This is a genomic window from Microbispora hainanensis, assembly GCF_006874475.1.
Classification (GTDB): domain Bacteria; phylum Actinomycetota; class Actinomycetes; order Streptosporangiales; family Streptosporangiaceae; genus Microbispora; species Microbispora hainanensis.
Genome location: NZ_VIRM01000028.1, coordinates 96,302 through 113,779 on the forward strand (window position 1 = coordinate 96,302; position 17,478 = coordinate 113,779).

15 protein-coding genes and 1 pseudogene are annotated in these 17,478 nt (G+C 70.9%); 7 read left to right on the forward strand and 9 right to left on the reverse strand.

What is annotated here, in order from left to right:
* Positions 1-26: 26 nt before the first annotated feature.
* From FLX08_RS22515 to FLX08_RS22525, 3 genes are all read right to left on the reverse strand, one after another.
* Positions 27-383, reverse strand: coding sequence for a hypothetical protein (locus FLX08_RS22515; RefSeq protein ID WP_142621015.1), 357 nt, complete (start codon positions 381-383; stop codon positions 27-29).
* Between the two features lie 146 nt (positions 384-529).
* Positions 530-2,002: a sensor histidine kinase gene (locus FLX08_RS22520; RefSeq protein ID WP_142621017.1), complete on the reverse strand. Its 1,473-nt coding sequence runs from the start codon at positions 2,000-2,002 to the stop codon at positions 530-532.
* 8 nt (positions 2,003-2,010) lie between these two features.
* A complete protein-coding gene (locus tag FLX08_RS22525; protein WP_167530531.1) occupies positions 2,011-2,685 on the reverse strand; it encodes a response regulator transcription factor in 675 nt (224 codons plus the stop codon).
* A gap of 192 nt (positions 2,686-2,877) precedes the next feature.
* Here FLX08_RS22525 and vanY-N point away from each other — a divergent pair, with 192 nt between their 5' ends.
* From vanY-N to FLX08_RS22540, 3 genes are all read left to right on the forward strand, one after another.
* Entirely contained in the window at positions 2,878-3,450 is a 573-nt protein-coding gene (vanY-N, locus tag FLX08_RS22530) for a D,D-peptidase/D,D-carboxypeptidase VanY-N (protein ID WP_142621019.1), read from the forward strand.
* Positions 3,451-3,713: 263 nt separating this feature from the next.
* Positions 3,714-4,598 carry a glycosyltransferase family 2 protein gene (locus FLX08_RS22535; protein ID WP_142621021.1) on the forward strand — a complete coding sequence of 295 codons (885 nt, stop codon included), beginning with the start codon at positions 3,714-3,716 and terminating at the stop codon, positions 4,596-4,598.
* A 524-nt stretch (positions 4,599-5,122) separates the two neighbouring features.
* The gene (locus FLX08_RS22540; protein WP_142621023.1) at positions 5,123-6,214 is read left to right on the forward strand and encodes a glycoside hydrolase family 11 protein; all 1,092 of its coding nucleotides are present in this window, start codon (positions 5,123-5,125) and stop codon (positions 6,212-6,214) included.
* Positions 6,215-6,347: 133 nt separating this feature from the next.
* On the opposite strand, the gene FLX08_RS22545 is transcribed toward FLX08_RS22540, so the two are convergent.
* Positions 6,348-7,334 carry a helix-turn-helix transcriptional regulator gene (locus tag FLX08_RS22545; protein ID WP_142621025.1) on the reverse strand — a complete coding sequence of 329 codons (987 nt, stop codon included), beginning with the start codon at positions 7,332-7,334 and terminating at the stop codon, positions 6,348-6,350.
* A 130-nt stretch (positions 7,335-7,464) separates the two neighbouring features.
* On the opposite strand from FLX08_RS22545, the gene FLX08_RS22550 reads away from it, so the two are divergent.
* On the forward strand, positions 7,465-7,860 hold the full coding sequence (locus tag FLX08_RS22550; RefSeq protein WP_208761598.1) for a RidA family protein: 396 nt from the start codon (positions 7,465-7,467) through the stop codon (positions 7,858-7,860).
* Between the two features lie 99 nt (positions 7,861-7,959).
* On the opposite strand, the gene FLX08_RS22555 is transcribed toward FLX08_RS22550, so the two are convergent.
* From FLX08_RS22555 to FLX08_RS22565, 3 genes are all read right to left on the reverse strand, one after another.
* On the reverse strand, positions 7,960-8,676 hold the full coding sequence (locus FLX08_RS22555; protein WP_142621029.1) for an NADPH-dependent F420 reductase: 717 nt from the start codon (positions 8,674-8,676) through the stop codon (positions 7,960-7,962).
* A gap of 23 nt (positions 8,677-8,699) precedes the next feature.
* The gene (locus tag FLX08_RS22560) at positions 8,700-9,794 is read right to left on the reverse strand and encodes an LLM class flavin-dependent oxidoreductase (protein WP_208761591.1); all 1,095 of its coding nucleotides are present in this window, start codon (positions 9,792-9,794) and stop codon (positions 8,700-8,702) included.
* A 141-nt stretch (positions 9,795-9,935) separates the two neighbouring features.
* On the reverse strand, positions 9,936-10,358 hold the full coding sequence (locus FLX08_RS22565) for a winged helix-turn-helix transcriptional regulator (protein WP_142621031.1): 423 nt from the start codon (positions 10,356-10,358) through the stop codon (positions 9,936-9,938).
* A 715-nt stretch (positions 10,359-11,073) separates the two neighbouring features.
* On the opposite strand from FLX08_RS22565, the gene FLX08_RS22570 reads away from it, so the two are divergent.
* The 3 genes from FLX08_RS22570 to FLX08_RS40760 all read left to right on the forward strand — a co-directional run bounded on the left by FLX08_RS22570 (position 11,074) and on the right by FLX08_RS40760 (position 15,504).
* Entirely contained in the window at positions 11,074-11,898 is an 825-nt protein-coding gene (locus FLX08_RS22570) for an RICIN domain-containing protein (protein WP_208761592.1), read from the forward strand.
* 142 nt (positions 11,899-12,040) lie between these two features.
* A complete protein-coding gene (locus tag FLX08_RS22575; protein ID WP_208761593.1) occupies positions 12,041-13,465 on the forward strand; it encodes an RICIN domain-containing protein in 1,425 nt (474 codons plus the stop codon).
* Between the two features lie 524 nt (positions 13,466-13,989).
* Positions 13,990-15,504, forward strand: coding sequence for a glycosyl hydrolase 53 family protein (locus FLX08_RS40760; RefSeq protein WP_208761594.1), 1,515 nt, complete (start codon positions 13,990-13,992; stop codon positions 15,502-15,504).
* Between the two features lie 86 nt (positions 15,505-15,590).
* Here FLX08_RS40760 and FLX08_RS40765 read toward each other — a convergent pair whose 3' ends face one another.
* Both FLX08_RS40765 and FLX08_RS43415 read right to left on the reverse strand, forming a co-directional pair.
* Complete coding sequence (locus FLX08_RS40765) at positions 15,591-16,415, reverse strand: sugar phosphate isomerase/epimerase family protein (protein ID WP_425280634.1); 825 nt, start codon at positions 16,413-16,415, stop codon at positions 15,591-15,593.
* A pseudogene (locus tag FLX08_RS43415) lies at positions 16,363-17,126 on the reverse strand (DUF993 family protein); the annotation flags it as partial. The pseudogene FLX08_RS43415 and the gene FLX08_RS40765, both read right to left, overlap by 53 nt.
* Positions 17,127-17,478 lie beyond the last annotated feature (352 nt).

A 17,478-nucleotide genomic window follows, 5' to 3' on the forward strand; every position in this document is an offset into this window, starting at 1 on the left:
GATCATCCGTACGCCCCGTTGAGCGGCTACTGATGCGCCGGGCAGCTCCGGGGGCCGACGCTCTGCCCGGCTCCGACGACGGTGATCTCGGCAGGGCCGCCCGGCACCATGGCGGCGGTCGTGCACACGATCTGCGAGACGGCCAGGGCGGACAGTTCCCCGGCCGGAGTCGACAGGCTCACCACCACGTCGCCTGCCGGTCCCGCGGTCACCGTGAACCGGCCGGCTCGGGGCGGGACGTCGGTGGTGTACCCGTCCGCCTGTTCCTTCGCGCTGGGTCCGGCGGACAGCAGCGCGAGCGCGTCCTCCGGGAGCAGCAGGCCGCCGGGCCTCGTCACCGCGCTGAGCCGGCCGTTCTTCACCAGGAAGAGGGTGATCCTCACGGGTGGCGCGATGCTTGGTGCGACGCCTCCGCTCGGAGGGTCGCCGGCGCGGATGGCGTCGCTGGGTTGTACCCCGCAGCCGGCTGCGGCGACGAGCGATACGAGGCCTGCGGCGAGCACACGGCGGGTGAGCCCGATCCCCACTGTCAGCCTCCGTCCAGATCGTGTGCCCGGCGTGGCAGGCGCAGCGTGAACACGGCGCCGCCGTCCGGGGCGTTGGCGACGGTGAGCTCGCCTCGATGCAGGCGCGCGTTCTCCCGCGCGATGGCGAGGCCGAGGCCGCTGCCCTCGGACCTGGCCCTGGTCGCGCTGGCCTTGTAGAACCGGTCGAACACGTGTGGCAGCACCGCTTCGTCCAGCCCTGGCCCGTGGTCACGGACCTCGATGCTGATCCAATGCGAGTCGGAGCGAAGCCCCACCGACACCGGTGGCTCGCCGTGCCGCAGGGCGTTGCCGACCAGATTGGCGAGGATGACATCTACACGGCGCGGGTCCAGCCATGCCGTCACCCCGGGGGGAAGCTCGACCTGCACCTGCTCCGACCAGCCCCGGGCACGCAGGGTCGCGCGCACCAGCTCGGCCATGTCGACCTCGTTCGGCGCCAGGGCCGCGACGCCGGAGTCGAACCTGCTGATCTCGATGAGGTCGTTCACCAGAGCGGTGAGGTTGAGCGTCTCCTGGCTGACCAGCCTGGCGGCCCTGCCGGCGGGCTCGGGCAGCCGGGCCGCCTCCTCGTCGAGGACGTCGGCGACCGCGGCCAGCGCGGCCAGGGGCGTGCGCAGCTCGTGGGACACATCGGCCACGAACCGGCGGGCGTCGGCCTCCATCGCGCGCAGCTTCTCGACGTGCCGTTCCAGCTCCGCGGCGGTGTCGTTGAACGTGCGCGCCACGTCGGCCAGCTCGTCGGAGCCGCGGACCGCGATCCTGGTCCGCAGCTCGCCCTGGCCCAGCAGGCGTGCCGCCCGGCCGAGTTCGCGCACCGGCCCCAGCACGCTGCGAGTGGCCAGCAACGCGAGGACGACCGCGAACGCCAGGGCAGCCCCGCCGATGAGCCAGGCGCGTGCGGCGAGCAGGTCGATGCTGCGCTTTTCGGGAAGCAGGCTGTGCGCGACGTAGACCTCGATGCCGGACGCCCGCGCAGGCCGGTCCCGCTCGACGATCAGCAACGGCGTGCCGATGATCAGGACGGGCTCGCCCTGCCACACCACGCGTTGCCACGCGATGTTGCCGCCGGCGACCTCCCGCCGCAGCCCCTGGGGAATCATCCCGGGATCCAGGCCGGGCCGGCATGGCCTGCCGCCCAGAGGCGGGCACGGCCGGCCGGGGACGTCCAGCGAACGCGTCTCGTGATAGACGGCGACCGCGTCGTCGCTCCCGTCGGTCACCGCGTGGGCGATCTCGCCGAGCTCGGCCGCGTCCGGCGCCGGATTCCGCAACGGGAAGACCGCCTCCAGCCGGCTTCGCACCGCCTGCACCGCGGCATCCTGAGCGCGCTGCAGGATGGCGTTGCGCGCCTCGACGTAGCCTGCGCCCGCGACCGCCGCCGCGGTGACCACGCACAGCAGCGCGAACGAGGACAACAGCCGGGCACGCAGCCCCGGGCTCGGCCGAGATGCCATCGGCCGCGTCACACCGGTCCGAACCGATAGCCGAACCCGCGCACCGTCTGCACGTAGACGGGCGCCGCCGAGTCGTCCTCGATCTTCGCGCGCAGCCGCTGCACGCACGCGTCCACGAGACGCGAGTCGCCGAAATAACCGTGCTCCCACACCGACTCCAGCAACTGCTGGCGGCTGTGCACCCGGCCTGGCGTGCCGGAGAGCTCCAGCAGCAGGCGCAGCTCGGTCGGGGCGAGACTGACCGGCACGCCGCGCTTGGCGACCACGAGCCCGGCCCGATCGATGGTCAGGTCCGCGTGCCGCTCCAGCTCCGCCTGGTCCCGGCCGATCCGCCGGAGCACCGCGCGAATGCGTGCCTCCAGCACCCTGGGCTGCACCGGCTTGACCACGTAGTCGTCGGCGCCCGCCTCCAAACCGGCCACCACGTCGAGGTCGTCGCCGCGCGCGGTCAGCATGATGATCGGTATCTCGCGGGCGGCCCGGATGCGGCGGCAGACCTCGAACCCGTCGATGCCGGGCAACATCAGATCGAGCACGACGACGTCGGGAAGGTCCGAGCGCAGCCAGTCCAGGCCCTGCTCTCCGGACTCCACCGCGCGCACGCGGTGCCCGTGCTGGGACAGGGCCAGCTCAAGGCCCTCCCGCACGGCCGGGTCATCCTCGATCAACAACACTCGCGACACGCCGCCGAGTATCACAGCACGCTCCGTAACTTGCCCGCCGGGCCGACTCCATCCACTGTCGACCGGCCGTGTCCCCGCCTCGTCCGCGTTATGTCATGGGTGTGTCACGGTCGCGTGGGCGGTGGGCGCCGTCGACAAACGGTGACATACAGCGGACGGCCCACGGACATTCGGCGCCAATCGTATGTCGACATGAACGAACCACGCACCATCCCGCCTCGGTTCCGAGACCGGCTGTTCGCCGTGGTCACGCTGGTGCTCGCCGTGCTCCTGCTGCCCGCGGCGTTCATCCGGCATCCCGGCCGCGCCCGCGAACTGGCCTGCACCTGGGCGTTGCGGATGCGATTTCCCGCCGAGGACCTCACCGGGCTCACCGCCGGCGCCAAGGCGGCGTTCACCGCCGCGCGCACCGAGGCGCTCTGGCGTCACGGCCAGCTCATCGGTCTCACCTCGGGATACCGCGATCCCCTCGTCCAGCAGCGTATGTTCGACGAGGAGGTGCGCCGGTCCGGCTCTCCGGCCTCTGCGCGAATGCTGGTGTTGCCGCCGGCGGAATCCCCCCACGTCAGGGGCATCGCGCTGGACGTGCGTCCGCACGAAGGCGCGCGCTGGCTTGAGGAACACGGCGCCCGCCATGACCTCTACCGCATGTACGACAACGAGTGGTGGCACTTCGAGCATCGCCCGGAGTGCGGCGGCACGCCACCACGACGACGACCCCATCCGGGCGTGGGCCACCAGATCGGGAACGGGGACCAGAGGTAGCCCTCCCCGGGCCTGTTCGTACGTTTTGCGGACGAGAGCACACATCTGTTTGCGCTTCATCGAGGAGGCGCCTGACCTGGGCGAGGACGGGCGGGAGCGCGCGTAGCCCTCGGCACCCGATCGATCCGCGCGGCCTTCCTCCGTGTTCGGCCCGGGGACGCGGGTGACGGCCACTAGGGTGGGCGGGTCGACGCGACGGGAACGCGCATGACGCATTCCATGCTCGTGTCCGTACGCCACGCCCACCCGGGAGACGCGACACGATGTCCAGCCACAAGGCCACCGTCGACGTGGTGGTGCTCACCATGAACGACCGGCCCGAGCCGTTCCGGCGGGCCATGGCGTCCCTCCTCGCCCAGCAGGAGGTCGATCTCCGGGTGGTCGTCGTCGGCAACGGTGTGGAGCCCGACGACGTGCCGGACGGGGTGCGCACGGTGGTCCTGCCCGTCAACGAGGGCATCCCCGCCGGGCGCAACGCGGGCGCCGACGCCCTCGCCGGGCCGGACGCCGGCGAGTTCGTCTTCTTCCTCGACAACGACGCCGTCCTGCCCGCCCCCGACACCCTCGCCCGGCTCGTCGCCGTCGCCCGCGGCCGGCCCGCGGCGGCCTACATCCAGCCGCGCATCGCCGACCCCGGCACCGGGGTGACGCTGCGCCGATGGGTGCCCCGCCTGCGGGCCGGCACCGTCACTCGCCCCGGCATCATCACCGTCATGGCCGAAGGCGTCGTCCTCGTCCGCCGCGCCGACTACGAGCAGGCCGGAGGCTGGCCGGGACACTTCTTCCTCTTCCACGAGGGGATCGACCTGTGCTGGCGGCTGTGGGACCTCGGACGCACCGGTTACTACGCGCCCGACGTCGTCATCCACCACCCCGCCACCGACCCCGCCAGGCACGCGCCCTTCTATCGTCTTGTCGCCCGCAACCGGGTGTGGCTCGCCTACCGGCGGCTGCCCGCCCCGCTCATCCCCGTCTATCTGGCCGTCTGGACCGTGGTCAGCATCGCCAGGATCCGGTCCCGCGCGAACCTCGCCGTCTGGTTCCGCGGGCTGCGCGAGGGCCTGAAGGGCGGGCACGGGCAGCGCCGCCCCATGTCCTGGACCACCGTGGTGCGGCTCACTCTGGCGGGCCGCCCTCCGATCATCTGACCCGGCGGATCGCTCCGGACCGCACGCGATCCGCTGCCTCTCCGGCCGTGCTCTCGGGGAGAGAGCCTGAAACTTTCGCTGGCCCGGCGATAGCTTTCTGGTAGCCGGCCCTGAGAGCTCGGAGCTCAGGGCCTGAGATGGTTTTCGTCTCGCCCTGGGCACCCCTGCCCCGCCCGGCGGATTTCACGTAACTTTCATCGCCGCCACCGGTGTCCGCTCTCTCGGATGCCCCTTGTAACCAGGACCGATCGGTCAGGGCCATGCACCGGGCGGACACGGCTTGACGCGCGTCGTTGACAGGTCCGCAGGTTCGGGCCGACACTTTCGCCGTCTGTCCGATAATTTCGCCCGCACGAAGGGTCTCGACCACTGTCGATCCGGATCACGGACCGCGACATGGTCCTCAGATCTGCGGCCGTGTGACGACCGGCCAACCTCCGCCGCGGCGCTGCGGGGGCCGCCACCCCGGCCGTCGGCATCACGTCGCCCGGCCGCCGTCGGCCCGTTGAGGAGGAGGCGCGTACATGAATCACCTTCCCGTCCGGATGAGAAGCCGCGGGTCCGGCGGCGTACGGCTGTTCATCGGCCGTGTCTGCGCCGTGGCGCTGGCCGCGGCCGTGGCGTTGCTGCCCGGTGTCGCCGAGGCGGCCGTGACGACGAACCAGACCGGCACCAACAACGGATACTTCTATTCGTTCTGGACCGACAGCCAGGGCACGGTCTCCATGGAGCTGGGCTCCGGCGGAAACTACAGCACCTCGTGGCGCAACACCGGCAACTTCGTCGCCGGCAAGGGCTGGATGCCCGGTGCGCGCCGGACGGTGACCTACTCGGGCAGCTTCAACCCGTCGGGCAACGCCTACCTGGCGTTGTACGGGTGGACGAGAAACCCGCTGGTGGAGTACTACATCGTCGAGAACTGGGGCACCTACCGGCCCACCGGGACGTACAAGGGCACCGTCACCTCCGACGGCGGCACGTACGACATCTACCAGACGACGCGTTACAACCAGCCGTCCATCGAGGGCACCAGGACGTTCAACCAGTATTGGAGCGTCCGGCAGCAGAAGAGGACCGGCGGCACCATCACCATCGGCAACCACTTCGACGCGTGGGCCCGCAACGGCATGTCCCTCGGCAGTCACGACTACCAGATCCTCGCCACCGAGGGCTACCAGAGCAGCGGCAGCTCCAACATCACCATCGGCGGCACGACCAATCCGCCGACCTCGCCCTCGCCGCAGCCCTCGCCCCAGCCCTCGCCGACGGTCTCGCCGTCCACGCCGGGAGGCAACACCGGGGCGTGCCGCGTGTCCTACTCGAAGAACGAGTGGAACAACGGCTTCACCGCCGAAGTGAGCATCACCAACACCGGCAGCGGCGCGATCAACGGCTGGACGCTGGCCTGGTCGTTCTCCGGCGGCCAGCAGATCACCAACTCCTGGAACGCCACCGTGAGCCAGAGCGGCGGGTCGGTGACCGCGCGCAATGTCTCCTACAACGGCTCTCTGGCGCCCGGCGCCACCACGTCGTTCGGGTTCCAGGGCACCCACTCGGGCAACAACCCGAACCCCTCGGCCTTCAGCCTCAACGGCTCGGCCTGCACCACCGGCTGACCGGCACGACCGTACGTCACGGCACGGCGGGAGCGGGCGCCCTCGGGCCCCGCTCCCGTCCGCCTGCCGGCCGGAACCGCCCCGGCGGACGGGAACCGCCCGCGCCGGACGAAAGCCGCCCCTGACGGACGGATCAGGATGACGCGGCGTAGCGGGCGGCGATCGCGGTGGCGCGGTCGCGCAGGGAGTCGCGCAACCATTGCGGGGCGAGGGCTTCCGCGTCCGTGGTGAGGTCCGCGGTGAGCTGCCACAGCGCCCACTCGGCGTGTCTCGGGTCCTGGAAGGTCACCTCCAGCCGCAGCCGGCCGTCCGCGTCGCGTTCCTCCGCCAGGACGGCCAGCGCTGTGCTCACCAACTCCTCCCGCCGCGCCGGATCGACGCGCACCAGCACGATGACCTGGTCGCCGCCGGTGCGAAACCGCGTGCTGCGTTCCTGCCAGGCCCGGTCGAGATCCACCCGGTCCGGTCGCTGTGCGGGTTCGGCGAGTTGCTCGGCGGCCAGAATCCTCGACAGCCGGTAGGTGCGGTCCGCGCCGGACCTCGTGGCCAGCAGGTAGCCCCGGTCGCGTACGGTGACCAGGCCGATCGGGTCCACCGTGCGCCACTTCGGGGCCTCGTCCACGGCCGCGTAGTGGATCCGCAGCTTGTGTCCGGCGAGAACCGCACGCAGGACCTCGGCCACCACCGCGCCGGGGACCTCCTCGGCGACCAGCCGGCGCGAGAGGAGGTCGGTCTCCGGGTCGATGAGCAGCCGCTCGGCGGCGCCGGCCGCGGTGTCCCGATAGCTTTCGGGCAGCGCGTCGACCACCTTCAGCATCGCCGAGGCGAGCGCCGAGCCGAGACCGAACGCCTGCGCGCCGCGCCGCGATCCGGCGACCAGCAGGGCCAGGGCCTCGTCGCGGTTCAGCCCGGTGAGTTCGGTGCGGAAACCGGGCAGCAACGCGAAGCCGCCGTGCCGCCCGCGTTCGGCGTAGACCGGGACGCCCGCCGCGGACAGCGCCTCGATGTCACGCAGCACGGTGCGGGTGGACACCTCGAGCTCGCGGGCCAGCGCGGTCGCGGACATCCGGCCGTGCCGCCGCAGCAGCAGCACCAGCGAGACCAGACGGTCGGCACGCATGCGAGAAATCTACCGAGATACACGACACAGGATGTCGTGATTCGTTGGGAGGCTCGTCACCGCGACCAGAAAGATCGCGGCTGTCGAGCCTGATCGATGATCCGGCGAATCGAATGGAGCTGATATGGCAATGGAGCGAACAGCGGTCAACCCGTGGGCGTGGTCGGTGGAGCTGGGATACAACCAGGGCGAGGTCGTCTCGGGGCATGCCCGGACCCTGTACTGCGCCGGGCAGGCCGCGATGGGCGGCGACGGCAAACCCCGGCATCCGGGTGACATGGCGGCGCAGCTGGCGCTGAGCCTCGACAACCTGGAGGCCGTGCTCGGCGAGGCCGGCATGTCCCTCGCGAACCTCGTCCGGCTCAACGTCTACACCACCGATGTCGATCGGCTCTTCGAGCACTACGGCGTGCTGGCGTCGCGGCTGGGCGCCGCGGGGGTGGCACCGGCGACCACGATGCTCGGGGTGACCCGGCTGGCGGTCCCCGACCTGATGGTCGAGCTCGAGGGGACCGCCGCCGCATAACGCGGCCGTGCCGCCTCCGTCAGGGCTGCCGGACGCGGCACGAGCAGCCGCCGACGCGGCACGATGACGGCAACCGGCGTCACGCGGATCGACGGCCGATCAGGGCGCCGGGCGGGGCGGCGCCATCAGCCCGCCGCGTGCGCGGAGCACCTCGCGGCCACGTTGTGAGCTGGGGAAACGGCCGAGCATGGTGCGCAGTTCGGCCGCGTCCACGTTCGCGCCGAACGGCTCCGTTCCCGGCTCCATCCGGACGCCCTCGGCGAGCGGGCCGGCGATCACCGGGTCGAAGCCGAGCGCGTCCACGATCGAGGCGGCCACCTCGACGTCGTCCGGGTCGTCGCCCGCGACGGCGATCGCGCGGCGGCCGGGAGCACCGGCGGGACGGGCGCCTTCCTCCAGGTCGTGATAGCCCATGTGGTTGAAGGCCTTGACGACCCGGGAGCGGGACAGGAACGCCTGGACGATCTCGCTGGAGGACGTGCGGGGGTCGGTGAGGTCGTCCCGCACCCCGTCCACCTCCGGCCAGTGGTTCATCGCGTCGAGCACGAGCTTGCCCCGCAGCGCCTCGGCGGGGACGTTGCGGTGCTTGCCGAGGGGCAGGGCCAGCACCACGACGTCCGCCCCGGACGCTGCCTCCGCCGCGCTCACCGCGACCGCCCCGGGCGTGACGACCTCGACGATGAGGGAGATCCGCGCGGCCTCCCCGGAGCCCGCGATCAGGACGTGATAGCCGGCCGCGACGGCGAGGCGGGCCAGGACGGTGCCGACCTTGCCGGCGCCGAGGATGCCGATGGTGCGGACGTCACCGGGTTTCATGGTCGCTCCAGATCGTCGGCGGGTCACGCGTGGACCGTGTCCGCGGCGAGCAGTTCGCGTACGCGCGGGGCGACCTCACGGCCGAGCAGCTCGATCGTGCGGGCGCGGGCGTCGCGAGGAAGGTGCATGATGTCGTATTTGAGATCGAAACGGCTCAGACGGAGATCGCGGGCCATCCTGACGATCTTGCGGGCGACCGTCTCGGGCGATCCGACGAAGAGCGCGCCGTGCTCGATCTCGGCCTCGTACCGCTTCCGGTCGGGCGCGTAGAAGCCGCGCTCGGCGGCGAAGCCCTCGACGACGGGCCGCCAGTAGCGCCACCAGGTCTCGACGGCCTCCTCGTCGGTGTCCGCGACGAGGCCGAGCGAGTGCTGGCCGATCGGCGGCTCGGGATGGCCGAAGCGGTCGAGCGCCTTGAGGTAGAGCTCGACGTTCCTCGCGAACCGCTGCGGCCGTCCGCCGATGACGGCCATCATGAGCGGCAGGCCGTGACGGGCGGCGCGCACCACGGAGTCGGGGCTGCCCCCCACGCCGATCCAGGTGGGGATGCCTCCCGGCCGCATCCGGGGATGCAGCGACTGCCCGGTGAGCGGCGGCCGCACCGTGCCCGACCAGGTCACCCGCTCCTCGCGTTCGAGCCGTAGGAAGAGATCGAGCTTCTCCTCGAACAGCCGCTCGTAGTCGGCCAGGTCGTAACCGAACAGCGAGAACGACTCGGTCACGGAGGCGCGGCCCAGCACGATCCGGGCCCGGCCGTCCGACACCGCGTCGAGGGTGGAGAACTCCTGGTAGAGCCGGACCGGGTCGTTCGTGCTCAGCACCGTCACGGAGGTGCCGAGCCCGATGCGCCGGGTGGCGGTGGCCATCGCAGCGAGGAGCACCGGGGTCGCGGAGTCGTTGTGCCCGTCCCGGTAGTGTTCCCCGACGCTGAAGACGTCGAGCCCCGCCGCCTCGGCGAGCCGGGCCTCCTCCACGAGCAGGCGCACGGTCTCGGCGTCGTCGAGCACGCGCCCGCCGTCCGTGGCCACCTCCCCGAACGAATTGAGTCCCAGCTCGAAGCGTGGGTGGCCGATCCCGCCGGCGGTCATGGTGTCCTCCCGCTCCGGCATGCCAGACATACCGATCATCTCCCCGTACGTGCGCCGGCGGCATGGAGCAGCGCTCGCCGCCGGCCTTGATGACGTGCGGATACTTGGTTACACGCCGATGATCGGTAACTTCAATTGAACCCTGGTCACATGAAGGGAACCGGCCGGGGCTCAGCCGAGATCGTCGGGGTCGACGCCGGCGGCCGTGTCGAAGGCGTGGCGGTTGGCGCGGATCGTGTCCTGGTTGTGGGCCGCCCACCGGGTGAGCGCCAGGACGGGCTCGGACAGGGTGCGCCCGAACGGGGTGACCTCATACTCGACCCGGGGCGGGATCTCCGCATAGATCACGCGCTTGACCAGCCCGTCACGCTCCAGGCCGCGCAACGTCAGCGTCAGCATGCGGCGGGAGATGCCGGGGGCCGTACGCAGCAGCTCGGTGAAGCGCATCGGCCCCCGGTCGAGCAGGCCGATGAGGATCAGGCTCCACTTGTCGCCGATCCGGTCCAGCACGGATCGCAGGACATCCGGGTCGTGCTCCAGGCAGGCTCTGCCCAGCGAGCGCAGCACCCTGTCCGCCTCGGTCTGGTGCGACATGGGCTCCCGCCTCCTCCGTCACCTGCGGTGATCACATCCTGTTTACCCTTCGAGGTCATCGAAGAGTACATCGGTGACGGAATGTAACCGCTAGGGGAGCCTTGCCTCGGTCACGTAGCGGCATGCCTCACGTAGCGGCGCAGGCTGGCGGCCTCACCGGCCAGCATGCCGGGGTCGTCGCCGGGGACGAACTAGAGGGCCGTGTCGACCCCCCTGCCGGTCGACGCCGGCACGCCCGCCACAGCGCCGCGCGGTGGTCGATCGGGCGGCGATCGTCCGCGGTGGGATGTGTATGAGCCGTCCTGTCGGGCCCATCGGCATTCGCCCGGACGGTGAAACTTTCACCTCGGCGCTCCCCGCGGTCCTGCGATCGTCCCGGCGCTGCTCGTCATGTTCCTTCGTGAACACAACGATCGAAACGGCCCGTGCATGGTCTTGACGCGATACGTACGGGTTTTCACACTGACTTTCGCGACGACACCGCCTCAAGCAGCCGGTGAAGGGCAGGGGTAGTCGTCTTCGCCGTCAGCCACCCCGACGTGGCTCCTGCCACCCATGAAACGACAGCGACTACGCCACCACGCCGCGATGTTAACGCCAACACTCCCCGCCGGCCTGGCGCTCCGGCTTCGCCCGCCGAGACCCGCGTCCCGGTGACAAGCGACCGTCCGCGCTCCAGGGCTGCAGGAGTGGTGGACGCAGAAGGGATGGGCCTGTGAGATCTTCTCGTCGTGCGGGCTGGGGCGCGTTCGCCGCGTACCGGCTGCTGGCGGTGCTGGCGCTCGTCGGAGGCATGTCGGCGGCCACGGTGGCCGACCGGGTGGTCGGCGGGCTGTACTCCATGACCGGGGCCAACACGGTCCGCCTGCCCATCAACGAGCCGACGGTGTCGGGCTACTGGGGGACGTACACCGGGGCGATCGACACCGCGCTCGGCAAGGGAAACGTGATCTTCGCGTACTGGGCCTCCAGCGGCGGCAGACCGCCGAACATGACCGCGTTGCTCGCGGTGCACGACTACACGATGTTCCTCGGCACGCCCTACGACAGCGAGAACGAGTGGGCCGCGCACGTCGGCTCGTACATCGGAAACCACGCCGACCGCACCGTGGTCACCGAGTGGGGCGGTCCGATGGGGCCCGGCAGCAAGTACGGCGTCCAGTGGGACCCCATCGACTACAGCGTTCCGAGCGGGTCGCTGTTCGCCGACTACATCCGCGGGGTCAGCGCCGAACTGCGCGGCCTCGGCGTGGGAAGCGTCTACTGGCCGGGTCTGCGCGACGGCGACTGGTACAGCCTGACCAGCAGGAACGGAAGCGGCGCGGGCATCGGCCTGTCGCTCGTGAACCCCTCCGGCCTGACCCGGTTGCAATACGCCTGGGGGGTCGGCGACGGGGGCGGCACGTACGTGCGGATCCGCAACGCGAGCACCGGCCGGTACGTCGACGGCATGGGCCGCACGTCCGACGGCGCCGCGCTGGGCCAGTACGGGGACAGCAACAGCGCCAACCAGCAGTGGAAGATCCTGTCGACAGGTTGAGGGAGAAACGATGACGTTCGCCGTTCCCCGCAGGAGACCGGGCCGCGGGAGACCACGCCTCGGGAGACTGGGCCCCGGGAGGTTGGGCCGCCGGAGAGTGGGCCCCGGGAGGTTGGGCCGCCGGAGAGTGGGCCCCGGGAGATTGGGCCGCGCGATCGGGGCCCTCATCCTGCTCGCCGCCGCCCTCGCCGGTCCCGCCGCGACGCCGGCGCACGCGGCCGCCGTGACGGTCACCAACGGCACGCAGTTCCTCGACGCCAGCGGAAACGTGCTGCACGCCCACGGCGGGGGCGTGCTGAAGGTGGGCGACTACTACTACTGGTTCGGGGAGAACCGCAACCCCGACAACACGTTCCGCGCGGTCTCGGTCTACCGGTCCACCGACCTCAGCCACTGGGAGTTCCGCAGGGACGTCCTGACCCGGTCGTCGGCCGCCGAGCTCAACTATGCGAACATCGAACGGCCGAAGGTCATCTACAACAGCTCCACCGGCCGATACGTCATGTGGATGCACAAGGAGAACGGGTCCGACTACGGCGAGGCCCGTGCCGCCGTCGCCTCCTCCGCGACCGTGGACGGCGACTACACCTACCACGGGAGCTTCCGCCCGCTCGGGCAGCACATGTCGAGGGACATCACGCTCTTCAACGACAACGGCACGGCGTACATGATCTCGGCGGCGGACGAGAACTACGACCTGAACATCTACCGCCTCACGCCCGACTTCCTGAACGTCGCCACACTGGTGGGCAACTTCTGGAACGACGCGCACCGCGAGGCCCCGGCCATGTTCAAGCGGGGCAACGTCTACTTCATGCTGACCTCGGCGGCGACGGGCTGGAACCCCAACCAGGCGAAGTATGCGACCGCGACGAGCATCTCCGGGCCGTGGACCGGGTGGACCAACGTCGGCGACGGCACGACCTTCAACTCCCAGCCGGCGTTCGTGCTGCCCGTCCAGGGCTCGTCGACGACCGGCTACCTCTACATGGGCGACCGCTGGGCCGGCGCCTGGGGCGGGCGGGTCAACGACTCCCAGTACGTCTGGCTGCCGATCACGTTCCCGTCCGCGACCAGCATGAGCCTGACCTGGTATCCCCAGATCACGATCGACACCGCGACCGGCGTCATATCGGGCGACGGCGCCTCTCCGTACTACCGGATCACGGCCCGGCACAGCGGAAAGGTCATGGACGTGGTCAACGTGTCGACCGCGAACAACGCCGAGGTGAAGCAGTATTCCTGGAACGGCGGCGGCAACCAGAAGTGGCAGTTCCAGGACGTCGGCGGCGGCTACTTCCGCCTGGTTAGCCAGAACAGCGGCAAGTGCCTCGACGTCGCGAGTGGCGCCACCGCCGACGGGGCGAACGTCATCCAGTACACCTGCGGCGGTGGCGCCAACCAGCAGTGGCAGTGGGTCGCCACGGGTGGCTACTTCCAGCTCAGGGCACGGCACAGCGGCAAGTGCCTGGACGTCGTCGGCGCCTCCACGGCGGACGGCGCCGACATCACCCAGTACACCTGCGGCGGCGGCGCCAACCAGCAGTGGACCCGCACCGAGTCGTGACGCGCGGGCGGCCTACCGGAGGTAGGCCGCCAGGCCGAGCCGCCGGTCCCGTACGGCACCGGCGACGAGGCCGGCGATCTGGCGAGCGCCCGCGGGGCGTGAAACATTCATGCCGGGAGGGGCGGCGCGTGGGTGGGCCGGGCGTACTTCCGGTCGCTCCGGAGGCCGGTCGCACCGGCCCGGAATGTGATCGCGCCGCTGGTCATGCTCCACCCGCGAACTGTCGTGACGCTGGGGTCTTCCCACGTGGGCCTCCGGACGGACGGACACGAGGACGGCAGACGCACGGTCTGGGAACGTTCACAGGATGAGAGGTGTGCGTTGCGGCGTCAATGACCGTTACATGGTCGCCTCTTGCGGCGTCTTCTTGCGCCTATGGGCCGACCCTTCTCGACAAGCCGCTTGTGGGCTACTGTGCACGTTCACAGAACCTCGTGAGGCGGAGACGTGTCCCGATGTCCCGCCCTACCGGAGTGCCTCGCGTACGCGGGGACGATCCGTGTCCTGTGGAGGCTGGGAGAGACATGAAGAGACGTGGTCTCGCTGTGCCGCTGTGCGCGGCGGTGATGGTGGCGGGGGCCGCTGTCGTCGCGGCGTCACCGGCCTCGGCGGCGAGCGGGTGCAGTGTCACCTACGCGGTGAGCAGCGAGTGGCCGGGTGGTTTCGGGGCGAACATCACGATCGGCAACCTGGGCGACCCGATCTCCTCGTGGACGCTGGTGTGGTCCTATCCCGCGGGGCAGCAGGTGACGCAGGCGTGGAACGCGACCGTCACCCAGAACGGATCACAGGTCACGGCGACGAACGCCGCCTACAACGGGTCCGTGGGAACAGGCGGCAGCGTCTCCTTCGGCTTCAACGGCTCGTGGTCCGGGAGCAACCCGGCGCCGACGGGCTTCACCCTCAACGGCACGCCGTGCACGGGCGGCGTGTCCGGCTCGCCCAGCCCGGCCGCGAGCCCGTCCCCGAGCCCGTCCCCGTCTCCGAGCCCGTCCCCGAGCTCGTCTCCCGGTGGGAAGAGGCTGACCATGCTGGGGGCGGACGTGTCCACGCTGCAGCGTGCCGGCGACCTGGGCGCGAAATACTACGACGCGTCCGGCGCGCAGCGGGACCCGCTCGACATCCTCAAGGACATCGGGGTGAACTACGTCCGGCTGCGGATCTGGAACAACCCGGCCAGCGGCTACAACAACAAGGCCAAGGTGCTGCAGTACGCCAAGACCGTGAAGGCCAAGGGGTTGAAGCTGCTGGTCGACTTCCACTACTCCGACACCTGGGCGGATCCCGGCAAGCAGTACAAGCCGGCGGCGTGGGCGAGCCACGGGATCGGCCAGTTGCAGACCGACGTCTACAACTACACCTACGACGTGTGTTCCAGCCTCAAGGCGCAGGGCACCACCCCCGATAGCGTGCAGATCGGCAACGAGATCAACGTGGGCATGCTGTGGAACGACGGCAAGGTCGTCAACAACGACTTCACCAACCTGAGCCTGCTGCTCAAGGCCGGCTACAACGCGACGAAGGCGTGCAACTCGGGCACGCAGGTGATCATCCACACCGCCGACGCGGACAGCGACGCCAACGCCCGCTGGTTCTACGACGGCATCAGGGCCAAGGGCGTGACGTGGGACATCACCGGCTTGTCCTACTACTGCTACTGGCACGGCACGATGCCCAACATGGCGAGCGTGGTCGCCGACGTGAAGTCGCGTTATGGCAAGGACGTGATTCTCGCCGAGACGGCCTACCCCTACACCACGGCCAACGGCGACGGCACCCCCAACGTGATCTCCTCCTCCCAGCCGTGCTCCGGCTATCAGGCGACGCCTGCTGGCCAGGCGGCCAACTTCACGGCCGTGCAGAACACCGCCCGCGACGCGGGTGCGATCGGCGTCTTCTACTGGGAGCCGACCTGGTACGCCGTGCCCGGCAACGGCTGGGACCCGGCCGACATCAACGGCTCTGGCGACGGCTGGGACAACCAGGCGATCTTCGACAGAAACGGCCGGCTCAACCCCGGCGTCCGCTGGACGCCGTGACACCCGCCGACACCTCGTCGGCCCCCGGCGTCCCCGTCCGGCTCACCGCCGACGGCACCCGGCCGGCGGAGTGAGGGTGCAGACCGTCAGCCGGCCGTCGCGGCGAAGCGGCGCTTCATCGTGGCGAGCACCTCGTCGGGGTCGGTGGCCCAGACGTCGGCGTTGAAGATCTCCACTTCGACGTCGCCGCGATAGCCCGCCACCTCGACGGCGGCGGTGATCGGACCGAAGTCGATCACGCCGTCGCCCATCATGCCCCGGCCGAGCAGCGGATCGGCGGGCAGCGGCACCAGGAAGTCGCCCACCTGGTAGCTCGCGATCCGCTCGCCCGCCCATGCGATCTGCGTCAGCACCTCCGGGTCCCACCAGACGTGGAAGGAGTCGACCACCACGCCCACCTGCTCGCTCGCGTACGGCTCGGCCAGGTCGAGCGCCTGGCCGAGGGCCGAAAGCACGGCGCGGTCGGCGCAGTAGACCGGGTGCAGCGCCTCCAGGGCCAGCCGCACCCCCCGCTCGGCGGCGTACGGCGCCAGCACGGCGAGCGCCTCGGCGACCCGGGCCCGCGCTCCGGCCAGGTCGCGGCTGAAGCCGGGACCCGGGCCGCCTCCGGGGGATATCCCGGGCAGCCCGCCCACGACCAGCACCAGGCAGGCCGCGTCGAGGGCGTCGGCCTCGTCGATCGCCGCGTGGTTGTCGTCGAGTCCGAGCCCGAGGCCGGTCATGAAGCCGCCCCGGCACAGGGAGGAGACGCGCAGTCCCGCGTCCGTGACCAGCTTCGCGGTCGCCGGCAGGCCCTGCTCGGCGACGGCCTCCCGCCACAGCCCGATCGCCGGGATGCCGTGCCGTACGCAACCGTCGACGGCCTCGCGCACGGACCAGCGCGCGCATGCGCGCGGCGGCGAGGCCGGGATCGGGCAGCAGCCCGGCCGGTCGGCGAGGCGGAACACCTCGGTCAGGTGGAGGATCGACCGGGCACTGTGCGCGGCGTTGACCATGACGAAGGCGTCCTGGTGCCCGGCCAGCCAGGCCAGCACCACGATGCCGGTCTTGTGGCGGTACGTCGGGGTTTCGAAGATCTTGCGGGCGAGCGGCACGGTCGGGGCGAGGACGGCCGCGAATCGTTCGCGGTCTCCGCCGTCGAGCGCCCGCAGGGCGGCCGCCCCGCCGGGGCGATCGGATCGAAGATCCCGAGCAGCGCGTGGCTGCCGCCCGCGATCAGCTCGGGATAGTCGAAGTCGTCGCCGGCGTAGAGCCGCACGCCGTCCGGCAGCCGTTCGCGCAGCCGCACCTCGTGGGCGGCGTCGAGCAGCGACACCTTCACGCCGTCAATGCGCGCGGCAGTCGCCGAAAGCCCGCGCCTCGGCGGCGCTGCGCCGGATCAGCTCGGCCATGGCCGTCCAGTCCAGGCCCGCATTGCGCTGGGCGGTGTCCATCGCGTCGGCCACGCGCAGCCCATACGACCACAGGTGGCGGCGGAAGCCCAGGGTGGCGTCCCAGTCGAGAGCGGTCGGGGAGCCGGGGAGGTGGGCGGCGAGGGGGTCGGCCACCACGTGCGCGGCGGCGTACGCGAGCCGGCTCGCGGGCGGCGACGGCGAGGGAGCCCAGGCGACCGGCTCCCGCATCCGGCACGGACCTTGGGTCGGTCGTAGACCGCGCCGGAAAAACACCTGCGGGGCGTTCGCGAGCCTTGAGCCGGTCGGACGCCGCTCCGGAAGGCATCTCCGGTCCTCGCCGAGCCCGCTCCGCCCGTGCACATTCCTCGCAAGCTCGAAATCTCCGCGGGGCTCGGTCTTGGGCACAACGCTTCTGGCCGTCACCATGCCCCCGTGCCCGGCGCGACCTCTCCAACCTTCACGGAGCCCGCGTGGCCGGCGCACCCCTTCCGGCCCGCGCACGTGGACCGCACAGCTAGACCGCAGCCCGACGGTGGCGCGGGAGGCTCTGCGAGCACGTCTCGGGGCGGGACGTCGTATC

What these genes read in the sequence shown, in the direction of transcription:
- FLX08_RS22520 (WP_142621017.1), bottom strand. Translation starts at nt 2,002, where the DNA reads ATGGCATCTCGGCCGAGCCCGGGGCTGCGTGCCCGGCTGTTGTCCTCG.
- vanY-N (WP_142621019.1), top strand. Translation starts at nt 2,878, where the DNA reads ATGAACGAACCACGCACCATCCCGCCTCGGTTCCGAGACCGGCTGTTC.
- FLX08_RS22535 (WP_142621021.1), top strand. Translation starts at nt 3,714, where the DNA reads ATGTCCAGCCACAAGGCCACCGTCGACGTGGTGGTGCTCACCATGAAC.
- FLX08_RS22540 (WP_142621023.1), top strand. Translation starts at nt 5,123, where the DNA reads ATGAATCACCTTCCCGTCCGGATGAGAAGCCGCGGGTCCGGCGGCGTA.
- FLX08_RS22545 (WP_142621025.1), bottom strand. Translation starts at nt 7,334, where the DNA reads ATGCGTGCCGACCGTCTGGTCTCGCTGGTGCTGCTGCTGCGGCGGCAC.
- FLX08_RS22550 (WP_208761598.1), top strand. Translation starts at nt 7,465, where the DNA reads ATGGAGCGAACAGCGGTCAACCCGTGGGCGTGGTCGGTGGAGCTGGGA.
- FLX08_RS22555 (WP_142621029.1), bottom strand. Translation starts at nt 8,676, where the DNA reads ATGAAACCCGGTGACGTCCGCACCATCGGCATCCTCGGCGCCGGCAAG.
- FLX08_RS22560 (WP_208761591.1), bottom strand. Translation starts at nt 9,794, where the DNA reads ATGTCTGGCATGCCGGAGCGGGAGGACACCATGACCGCCGGCGGGATC.
- FLX08_RS22565 (WP_142621031.1), bottom strand. Translation starts at nt 10,358, where the DNA reads ATGTCGCACCAGACCGAGGCGGACAGGGTGCTGCGCTCGCTGGGCAGA.
- FLX08_RS40760 (WP_208761594.1), top strand. Translation starts at nt 13,990, where the DNA reads ATGAAGAGACGTGGTCTCGCTGTGCCGCTGTGCGCGGCGGTGATGGTG.